Annotated in this window: 14 protein-coding genes; all 14 read right to left on the bottom strand. The window is 61.6% G+C overall.

The window, feature by feature from the left end; genetic code table 11:
• Positions 1-43 precede the first annotated feature (43 nt).
• The gene (locus tag CJU81_RS00500; RefSeq protein WP_095035086.1) at positions 44-364 is read right to left on the bottom strand and encodes an urease subunit beta; all 321 of its coding nucleotides are present in this window, start codon (positions 362-364) and stop codon (positions 44-46) included.
• Positions 361-894, bottom strand: a complete 534-nt coding sequence (locus CJU81_RS00495; protein ID WP_095035085.1) for a GNAT family N-acetyltransferase — start codon at positions 892-894, stop codon at positions 361-363. Before CJU81_RS00495 ends, CJU81_RS00500 begins: the two co-directional genes overlap by 4 nt.
• Positions 891-1,424 (bottom strand): GNAT family N-acetyltransferase, encoded by a 534-nt coding sequence (locus CJU81_RS00490; RefSeq protein WP_095035084.1) that lies wholly within the window; start codon positions 1,422-1,424, stop codon positions 891-893. The genes CJU81_RS00495 and CJU81_RS00490 overlap by 4 nt, the downstream gene beginning before the upstream one ends.
• Positions 1,425-1,432: 8 nt before the next feature.
• Positions 1,433-1,735, bottom strand: a complete 303-nt coding sequence (ureA, locus tag CJU81_RS00485; RefSeq protein ID WP_086799007.1) for an urease subunit gamma — start codon at positions 1,733-1,735, stop codon at positions 1,433-1,435.
• A 111-nt stretch (positions 1,736-1,846) separates the two neighbouring features.
• A complete protein-coding gene (locus CJU81_RS00480) occupies positions 1,847-2,686 on the bottom strand; it encodes an urease accessory protein UreD (RefSeq protein ID WP_095035083.1) in 840 nt (279 codons plus the stop codon).
• Between the two features lie 44 nt (positions 2,687-2,730).
• Positions 2,731-3,429, bottom strand: a complete 699-nt coding sequence (gene urtE, locus CJU81_RS00475) for an urea ABC transporter ATP-binding subunit UrtE (protein ID WP_095035082.1) — start codon at positions 3,427-3,429, stop codon at positions 2,731-2,733.
• Positions 3,430-3,550: 121 nt separating this feature from the next.
• On the bottom strand, positions 3,551-4,396 hold the full coding sequence (gene urtD, locus CJU81_RS00470; RefSeq protein WP_095035081.1) for an urea ABC transporter ATP-binding protein UrtD: 846 nt from the start codon (positions 4,394-4,396) through the stop codon (positions 3,551-3,553).
• The gene (gene urtC / locus CJU81_RS00465) at positions 4,393-5,472 is read right to left on the bottom strand and encodes an urea ABC transporter permease subunit UrtC (protein WP_095035080.1); all 1,080 of its coding nucleotides are present in this window, start codon (positions 5,470-5,472) and stop codon (positions 4,393-4,395) included. The genes urtD and urtC overlap by 4 nt, the downstream gene beginning before the upstream one ends.
• The gene (gene urtB, locus CJU81_RS00460) at positions 5,472-6,974 is read right to left on the bottom strand and encodes an urea ABC transporter permease subunit UrtB (protein ID WP_095035079.1); all 1,503 of its coding nucleotides are present in this window, start codon (positions 6,972-6,974) and stop codon (positions 5,472-5,474) included. Before urtB ends, urtC begins: the two co-directional genes overlap by 1 nt.
• A gap of 167 nt (positions 6,975-7,141) precedes the next feature.
• Positions 7,142-8,407, bottom strand: coding sequence for an urea ABC transporter substrate-binding protein (gene urtA, locus CJU81_RS00455; RefSeq protein WP_095035078.1), 1,266 nt, complete (start codon positions 8,405-8,407; stop codon positions 7,142-7,144).
• Between the two features lie 380 nt (positions 8,408-8,787).
• A complete protein-coding gene (locus CJU81_RS00445) occupies positions 8,788-9,798 on the bottom strand; it encodes a FecCD family ABC transporter permease (RefSeq protein WP_095030491.1) in 1,011 nt (336 codons plus the stop codon).
• On the bottom strand, positions 9,795-10,745 hold the full coding sequence (locus CJU81_RS00440; RefSeq protein WP_095035076.1) for an ABC transporter substrate-binding protein: 951 nt from the start codon (positions 10,743-10,745) through the stop codon (positions 9,795-9,797). Before CJU81_RS00440 ends, CJU81_RS00445 begins: the two co-directional genes overlap by 4 nt.
• Positions 10,742-11,530, bottom strand: a complete 789-nt coding sequence (locus CJU81_RS00435) for an ABC transporter ATP-binding protein (protein ID WP_095035075.1) — start codon at positions 11,528-11,530, stop codon at positions 10,742-10,744. The genes CJU81_RS00440 and CJU81_RS00435 overlap by 4 nt, the downstream gene beginning before the upstream one ends.
• A 128-nt stretch (positions 11,531-11,658) precedes the next feature.
• Complete coding sequence (locus tag CJU81_RS00430) at positions 11,659-13,785, bottom strand: TonB-dependent receptor (protein ID WP_095035074.1); 2,127 nt, start codon at positions 13,783-13,785, stop codon at positions 11,659-11,661.
• Positions 13,786-13,901 lie beyond the last annotated feature (116 nt).

Raw genomic sequence — 13,901 nt, 5'->3', positions numbered from 1 at the left:
GAAAACGGGTTGCGGTGCAACCCTTCGCAGCCTGCGGCAGCGACTACAGGGTGGCGTTGTCCAGATCCCCCATCACCCGCCCCGCAAAGCCGAACACCCGGCGCAATCCGGCCAGTTCCACCAGCTCCACTTCCCGGGTCTGGCCCGGCTCGAAGCGCACCGCAGTGCCTGCCGGGATATTCAGGCGCATGCCGCGGCTGTCGCCCCGGTCAAACATCAGGGCGTCGTTGGTTTCAAAAAAGTGATAATGCGAGCCGACCTGGATCGGGCGGTCGCCACGATTGGCTACGCTCAGGCTCAGGGTGCGGCGGCCTACGTTCAATTCGATTTCGCCCGACTCAATGCGGTATTCGCCCGGGATCATTGTGGCTCACTCAGGGTTTTGAAGTAGATGGCCGTGGGGCTGTAGTGGCCGTCGGGGCTCTGGCAGTAGTTGGGCAGCTCGCCCACGCGGGTGTAGCCCAGGGCACTGTAGAAGTTCTCGGCGGGGGAGCCGGCTTCGGTGTCCAGATGCAGCAAGCCGCGCTTGAGTTCGCGAGCACCCTGTTCCAGCGCATGGATCAACACCTGGCCCAGGCCGCGGCGGCGTACCTCATTGAGTACCAGCAGCTTTTGCACTTCGGCACGGTTCAGGCCGTTGGCCTTCTGACACAGCGCCAGTTGCACGCTGGCCAGTACGCGCTGGTCTTCAACCAGCACCCACAGCAGCAGGTTGCCTTGTTCGAGCTGCGCGTGAACCTCGTTGAAGTAACGGCTGGCCTGAGGCTGGTCCAGATCGTTCATAAAGCCCACCGATGCGCCGTGCCCGACCGCATCGAGCAGCAACACAATCAAGTCATCGCGGTATTGGGCAAAGCTCTGCGCCGTAACGCGTATCACCTGTTCGGCGTTCATTGTGCGGGCTCCTTGGGCGGCAGGGCGCCGGGGTTGAGCATCAGTTGCATAAACGTCAGGTCTAGCCAGCGGCCGAACTTGATGCCCACTTGCGGCATGCGCCCGCTGGTGACGAAACCCAGTTGCTTGTGGATATGGATCGAGGCCGCATTGGCGCCTTCGATCGCGGCGACCATCACGTGCTTGTCGCAGGCGCGGGCGCGCTTGATCAGTTCGCTCAGCAATTGCGGGCCCAGGCGTTTGCCCCGTTGCTCGGGGTGCACGTACACCGAGTGCTCGACGGTATGGCGAAAACCCTCGAACGGGCGCCAGTCGCCAAACGAGGCATAGCCCAGGGCGATATTGGCTTCGTCGACGATCACCAGGATCGGATAGCCCTGGGCCTGGCGGGCGTCAAACCACTGCTGGCGGTTATCCAGATCAACGGTGTTTTCGTTCCAGATGGCCAGCGTATTGAGCACCGCATCGTTGTAGATATCGCGAATCGCCGGCAGATCCGCCGCGACTGCATCACGAATGACATAAGACATGCTCGGCCTCAGGCGATGGGTTGGTGGACGGTGACCAGCTTGGTGCCATCCGGGAAAGTGGCTTCGACCTGGATGTCCGGGATCATTTCCGGGATGCCCTCCATCACCTGGTCGCGGGTCAGCAGGGTGGTGCCGTAGTGCATCAGCTCGGCGACTGTGCGGCCATCGCGGGCGCCTTCCAGCAGCGCGGCAGAGATGTAGGCGATGGTTTCCGGGTAGTTGAGCGTCACGCCGCGGGCCAACCGACGCTCGGCCAGCAGGCCGGCGGTGAAGATCAGCATCTTGTCTTTTTCGCGTGGAGTCAGGTCCATGGTCGGGTCCGTGTTCGGCAGTTAAAAATGAGTCGGGCCTTGGCCCTCACCCTGACCCTCTCCCAGAGGGCGAGGGCGAGGGCGAGGGCGAGGGCCAGGGTGAGGGGCTCTTCAGGTACTCCAGATGCGTGGCGCCAACGCCTCGCGCCCCAGCAATGCCGGGCGCAGCAAGCGCCATAAATCAATCAGCCAGGCCCGTGCCTGCAAGGCTTCACCGGCCAGGCAACGGGCTACCAGTAAACCCGGTAATTGAGTCAAATCACCGCGCACCGGGTTGGCCAGCGATCGGCAGCGTTCAAGCAGTTCGGCACTGATCTCACCGGTCACCAGCAGCGTGGCGAACACCGGGTTGCCGTCCAGGCCGATCGGCGAATCCAGCAGCCCGTCGCCGCCTGCAATGCGCTGGCGTTCATGCCAGAGCAACCGGCCATCGCGGCGGATATCCAGGCGTGACTGAAAATGCCCGTGCTCAAAACGCTCGCCGCTGGCCAGCCGCCCCAGCGCCACCATGTCCCAGTAAAACAGCCGGGCATCGCCCTCAAGTTCAATTCGGGTAGTGAGTTCGGCTTGGGCCGCGCTGAATACGATGGTCTCTTGCGGCAGCCATTCCAGGGTCGCGCCTGCGCCGACCTTCAGCGTCACTGACTGATAGGCCGGGCCTGCCGCGCGATACCACTTGGCGGCACCGGGGCTGGTCAATTGCGCCCAGGCATCAGGCCCGACGCTGGCGCTGATGTTCAACTGGTCACCACCGGCAATCCCCCCCGGCGGGTGGACGATAATGTGCTGGCATACCTCGGGGCCTTCGGCATACAGGTGCTTTTGCACCCGTAGCGGGCCGACATGGCGGCGCAAGGTCGGGCGCGTGCTGTCGCCAAAACGGCCATAACCCAGCTCCAGCTCGGCGAGCCAGCTGGGCGTGAACAGTGCGGTATTGGCCGGCAGGTTCATATGTAGGACTTCTTTGTAAGAAAAAGCGCCAGGAGGAGGACAGATTAAATCGTCACCAGCCCGCGCACACCTTCTGATTGCATATTTTCGCCGCGGCCCTGCTGCACGATTTCGCCACGGGACATCACCAGATACTGGTCGGCCAGTTCTTCGGCAAAGTCATAAAACTGCTCCACCAGCAAAATCGCCATGTCACCACGGGCGGCGAGCATTTTGATCACCGCGCCGATCTCCTTGATCACCGAGGGCTGGATACCTTCGGTGGGCTCGTCGAGGATCAGCAGGCGCGGGCGACTGGCCAGGGCGCGGCCGATGGCCAGTTGTTGCTGCTGGCCACCGGACAAATCACCGCCACGCCGATGCTTCATTTGCAGCAGCACCGGGAACAGCTCGTAGATAAACGCCGGCACCTCTTTGGCCTCGGAGCCGGGGAAGCGCGACAGGCCCATCAGCAGGTTTTCTTCCACCGTCAGGCGCCCGAAAATCTCCCGGCCCTGGGGCACATAGGCGATCCCGGCGTGTACCCGCTGATGGGGCTTGAGTGTGGTGATGGGGTGGCCTTCCCACTGCACGCTGCCTTCCTTGACCGGCAACAAGCCCATCAGGCATTTGAGCAGCGTGGTCTTGCCCACGCCATTGCGGCCTAGCAGGCAGGTGACTTCGCCCACTTTGACCTCGAACGACAGGCCGCGCAGGATATGGCTGCCGCCGTAGTACTGATGCAGTTTTTCGACGTTAAGCATGTTCAGATTCTCCCCATGCCCCTGTGGGAGCGGGCTTGCTCGCGATGGCATCACCGCGGATTGACTGACAGATCGCATCGCCTGAATCGCGGGCAAGCCCGCTCCCACCCGAGGCAGGCTTTCAGCGACCCAGGTAGACCTCGATCACCCGCTCATCCGCCTGCACCTGCTCCAGCGAGCCCTCGGCCAACACGCTGCCCTGGTGCAGTACGGTGACGTGGTCGGCAATCGAGCCGACAAAGCCCATGTCATGCTCCACCACCATCAGCGAGTGTTTGCCCGCCAGGCTTTTGAACAGTTCGGCGGTGAACTCGGTTTCAGCATCGGTCATGCCTGCCACCGGCTCGTCGAGTAACAGCAGTTGCGGGTCTTGCATCAACAGCATGCCGATTTCCAGAAACTGCTTCTGACCGTGGGACAACAGCCCCGCAGGCCGGTGCGCCGAGCTGCTCAGGCGGATGGTGTGCAGCACTTCACCGATGCGGTCCTTTTGCTCGCCAGTCAGTTTCGCGCGCAGGCTGGCCCACACCGACTTGTCGGTCTTTTGCGCCAGTTCCAGGTTCTCGAACACGCTCAGGGCCTCGAACACCGTGGGTTTCTGGAACTTGCGGCCAATCCCGGCCTGGGCAATCTGCACTTCGCTCATCTGACGCAGGTCGAGGGTTTCGCCAAACCAGGCCTGGCCTTCACTGGGCCGGGTCTTGCCGGTGATCACGTCCATCATGGTGGTCTTGCCCGCACCATTGGGGCCGATGATGCAGCGCAGTTCACCGACGCCGATATACAGGTTGAGGTTGTTCAGGGCCTTGAAGCCATCGAAGCTGACGCTGATGTCTTCCAGGGTCAGGATGGTGCCGTGGCGGGTGTTCAGGCCCGGTTCAACGCGCTGGCCAAAGCTGATGGCGTCACGGCTGCTGCCCGCGTCTTTGTTGGGGTCGAGTATAGGTTCGAGCATGACATTCCTCATTGGTCGGCCTTTTTCTTTAACAGGCCGATCACGCCTTTGGGCAGGTACAGGGTCACGATGATGAACAGCGCGCCCAGGAAGAACAGCCAGTACTCGGGGAACGCCACGGTGAACCAGCTCTTCATGCCGTTGACCACGCCTGCGCCCAGCAGCGGGCCGATCAGGGTGCCGCGCCCGCCCAGGGCAACCCACACGGCGGCTTCAATGGAGTTGGTCGGTGACATTTCGCCGGGGTTGATGATGCCGACTTGCGGCACATACAAGGCACCGGCCAGGCCGCACAGCACAGCGCTCAGCACCCAGACGAACAGTTTGAAGCCGCGAGGGTCGTAGCCGCAGAACATCAGGCGGTTTTCCGCATCGCGCAGCGCGGTCAGTACTCGGCCGAACTTGCTGCGCGCCAGCCGCCAGCCAAGAAACAGGCTGGCCACCAGCAGCAACACGGTGGCAAAAAACAGCGCGGCGCGGGTGCCCGGTTCGGTAATGCCAAAGCCCAGGATGCTGCGAAAGTTGGTGAAGCCGTTATTGCCGCCAAAACCCGTTTCATTGCGGAAAAACAGCAGCATCCCGGCGAAGGTCAGGGCCTGGGTCATGATCGAAAAATACACGCCCTTGATCCGCGAGCGAAAGGCGAAAAAGCCGAACACCAGCGCCAGCAGACCTGGAGCCAGCACCACCAGGCACATGGCCCACCAGAAATGCTCGGTGCCGATCCAGTACCACGGCAATTCGGTCCACGACAAAAAGGTCATAAAGGCCGGCAGCTCGTCGCCCGAGGCCTGACGCATCAGGTACATGCCCATGGCATAACCGCCCAGGGCGAAGAACAGGCCGTGACCCAGGGACAACAGCCCGGCGTAGCCCCAGACCAGATCCAGGGCCAGGGCGACAATGGCGTAGCAGAGGATCTTGCCCACCAGCGTCAGGGTGTAGGCCGAGACCTGCAACGGGTTGTCAGCGGGCAGCAGCGACAGCAGTGGCAGGGCCAGCAATACCAGTAGCACCAGAGCGCCCGCCAGGGTAGTGAGCGTGGGCCCGGCCTTTTGTGCAGCAGTGACCATCAGAGGCTGATTCATCAGTCGATCACCCGTCCTTTAAGCGCGAAGAGCCCCTGGGGGCGCTTCTGGATAAACAGAATGATCAGTCCCAGAATCAGGATTTTGCCCAGTACGGCACCGATCTGCGGTTCAAGAATCTTGTTGGCGATGCCCAGGCCAAAGGCCGCGTAAACAGTGCCTGCCAGTTGCCCGACACCGCCCAGCACCACCACCAGAAACGAGTCGATGATGTAGCCCTGGCCCAGGTCCGGGCCGACGTTGCCGACCTGGCTCAGGGCCACGCCGCCGAGCCCGGCAATCCCCGAGCCGAGGCCGAAAGCGAGCATGTCCACGCGCCCGGTGGGCACGCCGCAGCAGGCGGCCATGTTGCGGTTCTGGGTGACGGCGCGCACGTTGAGGCCCAGGCGGGTCTTGTTCAGCAGCAGCCAGGTGAGCACCACCACGGCCAGGGCGAAAACGATGATCACCAGACGGTTGTACGGCAACACCAGGTTGGGCAGGACTTGCAGCCCGCCCGACAGCCATGCCGGGTTGGCCACTTCGACGTTTTGCGCACCGAACATGACGCGTACCAGCTGGATCAGGATCAGGCTGATGCCCCAGGTGGCCAACAGGGTTTCCAAGGGACGGCCGTAGAGGTGACGAATGATCGTGCGCTCCAGCACCATACCCACGCCTGCGGTGACGAAGAACGCCACGGGCAGGGCCAGCAGCGGGTAGAACTCGATGGCGCCGGGGGCGAAGCGCTGGAACAGCAACTGCACACAGTAAGTGCAATAGGCACCCAGCATCAGCATTTCGCCGTGGGCCATATTGATCACGCCCAGCAGGCCGAAGGTGATGGCCAGCCCAAGGGCTGCCAGCAGCAGGATCGAACCCAGGGACAAGCCGCTGAACGCCTGCCCCAGCAGGTCGCCGATCAGCAGTTTGCGTTTGACTTGCGTCAGGCTGGTTTCGGCGGCGGTGTGCACCGTGGCATCGGTTTCGACGCCCGGTTGCAGCAGGTTTTCGAGGCGGGTGCGGGCCAGCGGTTCGCCGGTTTCACCGAGCAGGCGCACGGCGGCCAGACGCACTGCCGGGTCGGGGTCGACCAATTGCAGATTGGCCAGCGCCAGGCTCAGGGCCGTGTGCACATCGCTGTCGGTTTCCGTGGCCAGTTGCTGGTCGAGAAATTTGAGTTGTGCCGGTTTGGCGTTTTTTTGCAGTTGTTGTGCGGCGTTTAAACGCAATTTTGGATCAGTCGCCAGTAATTGATGACTGGCTAGCGCTGTATCGATCAAACCGCGCAGGCGGTTGTTCAGACGCAGGGTTTTAACCTGGCCGTCTACGGTGACCTGGCCCTGCTGCAGGCTGTTGATCAGTTCAATACGGGCTGGCGCAGGTTGTGCGGCCCAGCTTTCCAGCAGTTGGGCTTGCTGTGAATTGTTGGCAGCGGCGAAATCGCTGGCGTCGTCGGCGTGGGCGGCCAGGGGCAGCAACAGCAGTAGCGCGAGGATAACGCGGTAAAGGGCAGTGGGCATGGTGGGTGTCCCTGTTTGGCAGGTGGTGAGGCTTCAGGGCGCTGGCCCTCACCCCAGCCCTCTCCCGGAGGGAGAGGGCGCTGATCGGTGGCGTTAAGCAGACCTGCTTTTGCTTTTAGTCCCCTCTCCCTCCGGGAGAGGGCTAGGGTGAGGGGCTTTTAACGGCCTCAGTTACTCTTCACCGCGTAATCCGGCTTCTTGTCGTTGCCCGGGATGTAAGGGCTCCACGGCTGGGCGCGGATCGGCCCTTCGGTCTGCCATACCACGCTGAACTGACCGTCGGGCTGGATCTCGCCGATCATCACCGGCTTGTGCAGGTGGTGGTTGGTCTTGTCCATGGTCAGGGTGTAGCCCGACGGCGCGGCAAAGGTCTGCCCGGCCAGCGCTTCGCGAACCTTGTCGACATCAGTGGACTTGGCTTTTTCCGCCGCCTGCGCCCACATATGAATGCCGACGTAGGTGGCTTCCATCGGGTCGTTGGTCACGGCCTTGTCGGCGCCCGGCAGGTTGTGGGCCTTGGCGTAGGCCTTCCAGTCGGCGACGAATTTGGTGTTGACCGGGTTCTCGACCGACTGGAAGTAGTTCCACGCCGCCAGGTTGCCCACCAGCGGTTTGGTATCGATGCCGCGCAGCTCTTCTTCACCGACCGAGAACGCGATCACCGGCACGTCGGTGGCTTTCAGGCCCTGGTTGGCCAGTTCTTTATAGAAGGGCACGTTGGAGTCGCCGTTGACCGTGGAAATCACCGCGGTCTTGCCGCCCGCCGAGAACTTTTTGATGTTGGCCACGATGGTCTGGTAATCGCTGTGGCCAAACGGGGTGTAGACCTCTTCGATGTCCTTGTCGGCCACACCCTTGGAATGCAGGAACGCACGCAGGATTTTGTTGGTGGTGCGCGGGTACACGTAGTCGGTGCCCAGCAGCACGAAGCGTTTGGCGCTGCCGCCGTCTTCGCTCATCAGGTATTCCACCGCCGGAATGGCCTGCTGATTAGGCGCGGCACCGGTGTAGAAGACGTTGGGCGACATCTCTTCACCCTCGTATTGCACCGGGTAGAACAGCAAGCCGTTGAGCTCTTCGAACACCGGCAACACCGATTTGCGTGACACCGAGGTCCAGCAACCGAACACCACGGCGACCTTGTCCTGGGTCAGCAACTGGCGGCCTTTTTCGGCAAACAGCGGCCAGTTGGAAGCCGGGTCCACCACCACCGCTTCAAGCATCTTGCCGTTGACGCCACCCTTGGCGTTGATCTCGTCAATGGTCATCAGCGCCATGTCTTTGAGCGAGGTTTCGGAGATCGCCATGGTCCCGGACAGCGAATGCAGAATACCCACCTTGATGGTTTCTGCCGCTTGTACCGTCCAGGTCATGCCCATGGCGGCAATGGAGGCAGAGAGGGTGAAAGCCTTGAGCAAGCTACGACGCTTCATGGTGCGATCTCCGGAAACTTGATTTTTATCAGTGGCAGATACGAACGATGAAGGGGCTTTTGCAAGGGCTGTGCCGAGAGTGCGCAAAGGCTCTGTGTCGTGGCTTTGCGCGAATAACTGGCATTTTGATGCCCCACTTTGGAGCCGAAATGAGGGCGCCGTGCATTGCGCGCTCCGTCGTGGTGCCTGTAGATGATGGGGAGGGTGGAGTGTGGCTGGCCCATCGGCGGATTAGCGACCACCGGGGCGTGCTATACGGCGGGGCAGTGCTGAAAAACAATCTGGAGCAGTTTTTTGCCCCGCGCCCGGTCACGGGGCATAGCACTCCATGGCGCCTGGAGTGGTTGCCAGTTTTGGCGGTAACTGGTTAACCGTCAGGATCAGCGTTTACGCATCAATCCGATAAAAAACAGCCCGCCAATCGCCGCCGTTGCCACGCCTATGGGCAGGTCTTCGGGGGCGATCAGGGTGCGGGCGGCCACGTCGACCCAGACCAGAAACACACTGCCCAGCAAGGCTGAGACCGGCAGCAGGCGCCGATGCTCCGCGCCCACCAGGCGGCGGGCGATGTGGGGAATCATCAGGCCGACAAAACCAATCGAACCGCTGATGGCCACCAGTACACCGGTCATCAGCGAAGCAATCAGAAACACCCGCAAGCGCACGTTGCGTGCATTCAAACCCAAGGTCACGGCTGTTTGTTCACCGGCCATCAACGCGTTCAACGGGCGGGCCATGCCCAGCAGCAACACCAGCCCCAACAGCACGCTGGCGCTGGGGATGGCCAGCAGTTCCCAGCGTGCCAGCCCCAGGCCGCCCAGCATCCAGAACAACACGGCAGAGCTGGCACGGTGGTCGCCCAGAAACAGCAGGGTATTGGCCACGGCCATCATCACAAATGACACGGCAACCCCGCATAGCAGCAGGCGGTCGCTGTCGAGCCGACCGTGGCGGCTGGCGATGGCCAGCACCAGTACCATGCTCAGTAGCGCGCCGATAAAGGCGGCAATGGGCAAGGTCAGCAGGCCGACGATTTCACCCACATGCAGCACCACAATCACTGCGCCCAAAGTGGCGCCGCTGGTCACGCCCAACAGGTGCGGATCTGCCAGCGGGTTGCGGGTCACGGCCTGCAGCACCGCGCCGATCAGGGCCAGCCCCGCGCCCACCAACGCCCCCAGCAGCATGCGCGGGACGCGGATCAGCCATACGATATGTTCCTGGCCCGCGCTCCAGTTCTTGTCACCGATACCAAATAGCTTGTTCAGCAAAATCTGCCACACCACGTCCACCGGCACCCGCGCCGGGCCAAAACCCAGCGACACCACGCACGACACCAGCAGCAGCGCGCCAAGGGCAATCAGCAACAGGGCATAGCGGCGAGCGATCATTGTGGGTGAAAGCCTTTGGCCAGGGTTTCGATGGCGAGCACGTTGTCGATGCCCGGGGTGGCTTGCACGTAAGGGATAACGATAAAGCGCTGGTTACGGATAGCGTCTACCGATTGCAGGGCCGGGCTGGTTTCCAGGAAGCGTTGTTTTTGCTCGGCGCTCACTTCGCTGTAGTCGACGATCACTATCACTTCGGGGTTGCGCTCGACCACGGTTTCCCAATTGATGCGGGTCCAGCTGGCGTCGATATCGCTGAGTATGTCGTTGCCGCCGGCGGCTTCGATCAGGGCGTGGGGGATGCCCAGCTTGCCCGAGGTCATGGCCCGGTCTTCACCGCTGTCATACAGAAATACCCGGGGTTTGGAGGCGGGCAGGGTCTTTTGTACGTTGGCAATTTTTGCCTGCATGTGTGCGATCAACGCATTGGCGCGATCCTGCACGTCGAAGATCTTTCCCAGGTTACGCAGGTCGTTGTAGGTGTCTTCCATGCTGGCGGGCGGGCGTTTCATAACAAACGCACAGGACTCGGTCAGCTCATACACATTGATGCCCAGCGGCGTCAGGGTTTGCGGCGTGAGATCACCGCCCACGCGCATGCCGTAATCCCAGCCAGCGAAGAAGAAGTCGACGTTGGCGTTGAGCAGGGTTTCCACTGACGGGTACTTGCTTGCCAGCTCCGGTAGGCCATCCAGGATGACCTTCATTTGCGGGGTGACGGCCTTCCAGCCGCTGATTCCGCTGTAGCCGGCCATGTGTGGTTTGAGGCCCAGGGCGAGCATCATCTGGGTCATGTTGATGTCATGGCTGACCGCGTGTTTTGGCGCTTCATTGAAGGTCACGGTGCGGTTGCAGCTCTGCACGGTCAGGGGGTATTTCGTGGCTTGGGCAAGGGCCAGGGGCGAGCCGAGCACAACGCTCAGGCACAGCGCGAAACGAATCAGATTCATGGTTGGGTTATCCAGGTAATGCGTGGGTAGCCGGACAGCGGATGGTCGTCGATCAGGGCTGCCACGCCAAATACATCGCGCAGCAATTCGACGGTCAGCACTTCGCGGGGCGTGCCGCTGGCGATGATCTTGCCGTGGTCGATCACATACAGGCGGTCGCAAAAGGCGGCGGCCAGATTGAGGTCGTGGATGCTGGCCAGGGTGCCGATGTTCAGGCGCTTGACCAGTTGCAGCAGTTCCAGCTGATAACGCGGGTCGAGGTGGTTGGTCGGCTCGTCGAGGATCAGCAGTTCGGGCTGCTGGGTCAGGGCGCGGGCCAGGATCACCCGTTGTTTTTCGCCGCCCGAGAGGGTGGCGAAAGCGTGGTCTTCAAAACCGTGCAGGCCGACGCTGGCCAGGGCGCTTTTGGCCAGCTGGCGATCGGCATCTGTGTCGCCGTCGAACAGACCCTTGTGCGGTGTGCGGCCCATGGCGACCACTTCGTCAACGGTCAGGCCAAAGGCATCGGGGAATTCCTGCAAGACCACGGCGATGCGTTGTGCGCACCAGCGGGGCGATTGCTGCCAGAGATTGTGCGGGCCCAGGTGAACCTGGCCGGCCTCGGGCTTGCTGAAACGGTAGGCACAACGCAGCAGGCTGGTCTTGCCGCTGCCGTTGGGCCCGATCAGCCCCACAAACTCACCCGCAGCGACGTGCAGGTTGGCATCACGCAGCTGAAACTGGTGATGGCAATGGCCGTGGCCCAGAGGGGTCCAGGCGAGTTGAGTAAGGGTGAGGCGGGTCATAAGGCTCCAAAAGCCCCTCACCCTAACCCTCTCCCGGGGGGAGAGGGAACTGACCGTGCGCGAATTCAAATATTGCGCAAATCAGCTCCCTCTCCCTCCGGGAGAGGGTTGGGGTGAGGGTATACGGGTCAGAATACGTAATCAGCGGTCACAAAGAACGAGCGCGGCTCGCCCATGATCCACTGTTGGCCGCCATTGTATTGGCTTACGGCGTACTGGCGGTCGAACAAATTGTTCAAACGCAAACCCAGGGTGGTTTTGGGCAACGCTTTCCAGCTCACGGTGGCGTCTACCACGGTGTAACTCGGCAGTTCGACAGTGTTGGCCATATCGGCATAACGCGAGTCGACATAGCGCACGCCGGCACCGGCACTTACATCATCGGTGATGGCCTTGCTCAACCACAGGTTGGCGGTGCGACGCGGTACGTCGGTGGGGCGGTTGCCTTTACGCGATACGCCTTCGTCATCTAACTTGTCGTACTGCGCGCGCACCACCGAGGCGTTAGCTTGCAACTGCCAGCGCTGCGGCAGCTGCAGGTCGAGGCTGGCTTCCAGGCCGCTGGAGGACTGCTCGCCCACTTGCAGCGAATTGCCCGGGATATTCGGGTCTGAGGTCAGCAGGTCTTTTTTGACGATGTGATACGCCGCCAGAGTCCATTCGCCGCGCTGGTCCCAGAACATGTGTTTGAAGCCGATTTCGGTCTGGCGCGCATGGGCCAGTTCGAAGTTTTGCTGCTTGTCGCTCAGGCTGATCAAGCCGCCCACACCATCAACGCTGGTGGCTTGCTGAGCATAGATCGACATGTCCGGGGTCAGCTCGTAGACCAGACCGACTTTCCAGCTATTGGCCGACAGGCTGCGGTCAGTTCGAGTGGCGTCGCCATTGACGGCGAAGTCATCGCGGTCCAGATGCACGATATCGCGACGCACGCCGGTGACCAGCGACAGTTGATCGCTCAGCTCGGTGCGGTTTTCTGCGAACAGCGAAACCTGTTGCGTGGTGGTGGTGTATTGGTCGCGGTACGGCGATTTGCTTTCGAATTCGCCACGATCCGGGTGGTACAGATCAATGGGTTGACCGTTTTCATTGACGTCTTTATACGGCGAGTTGCTGTGCAGGTTGAAGTGGATGCGGTTGTAATCCGCGCCCACCAGCGTTCTGCTTTTAAGGCCGAACAGGTTGTGGTTGAGGGTGAAGGTCTGACGGTCGCCGACCTGCTCCTGCTCGTGCTTGATGCTGTAGTAACCGCTGCGCAGCAAGGTCTGCTGGCTTTCATTCCACGCATGGTTTTCGGCGTTCTGCCAACGACGCTGGGCCTTGAGGTAATACAGCTCGTTGTTGGCACTGAGGTCGTCGTTGATCTGCCATTCAGTGTTCAGGCGCGTCCACTGATCGTTGTAATGCAGTTTTGCATCACGCACGTTGTAGTTCTTGTCGCGCAGGCTTTCGTGATACCGGCCATTGATCAGCGGCACGCCGAAGTCGTTTTGCGGTTCTTGATCGCCATAGTCGTGGCTGAGGGTGAACGCCAGGTCATCGCTGGCCTGCCAGCGCAGGGCAGCGCTGACAAAGGTGTTTTCGGAGTCGCCGTGGTCGATCCAGCCGTTGCTCTGGACGTGGTTGATATTCAACCGGTAACTCAGGGTGTCGGTCAGCGAGCCGCCGCTGTCCAATGCCTGTTGGCGGGTGTCGTAGGAGCCGTAGCCCACCCGCAGGTGGTTTTCGATTGCGCCGGTAAAGGGCTTTTTCGGGATCACGTTGATCACCGCGCCGGTGGCACCTTCGCCATACAGTACCGATGCCGGGCCGCGCAGCACATCTATGCGCTCCACCGACCAGTCGTCCACCGGGAAGGTCACAGTGCCCGCGCCGCTGTACATGCGCACGCCGTCATATAACTGCATGACCGAACCTTCGCCGACAAAACCCCGGGCCGAGTAGGCCGAGCCGCCGTTGCCCGGCGTGCCGGTGTTGCTGATGCCGGTGGTGCGGGTCACGGCGTCCTGCACGCTGCGATCACCACGGGCGCGGATTTGCGCGCCGGTCAGGCTTTCAACGCTGGCTGGAGTTTCGAGGCTGTTGAGGTTCAGGCGTGAGCCGGCGCTGGTGGCGGTCTTGAGGTCGATACTTTCGATGTCGACTTCAGGGGCGGTAATGCTCGCGGCTGGCAACATCAGGGAAGGTGCAGTGTCATCGGCCTGGGCGCTGTTGAGCGCCAGCAGGCAGAAGCTGGACAAAAGGTACTTGTTCATCGGGGCAGTGAGTCGCTTATTTCAAGAGGTGTCCCCGCTGCCTCCTGGCGGCGGGTGATGGAGCTTAACTTGTTTTGTTATACAGTAACATTAATTTCGGGCGTGTTACTGGCGTG

The organism is Pseudomonas fragi (assembly GCF_002269505.1).
In the GTDB taxonomy this organism is placed as follows: domain Bacteria; phylum Pseudomonadota; class Gammaproteobacteria; order Pseudomonadales; family Pseudomonadaceae; genus Aquipseudomonas; species Aquipseudomonas fragi_D.
This window is presented reverse-complemented; position numbering and strand designations above follow the sequence as displayed.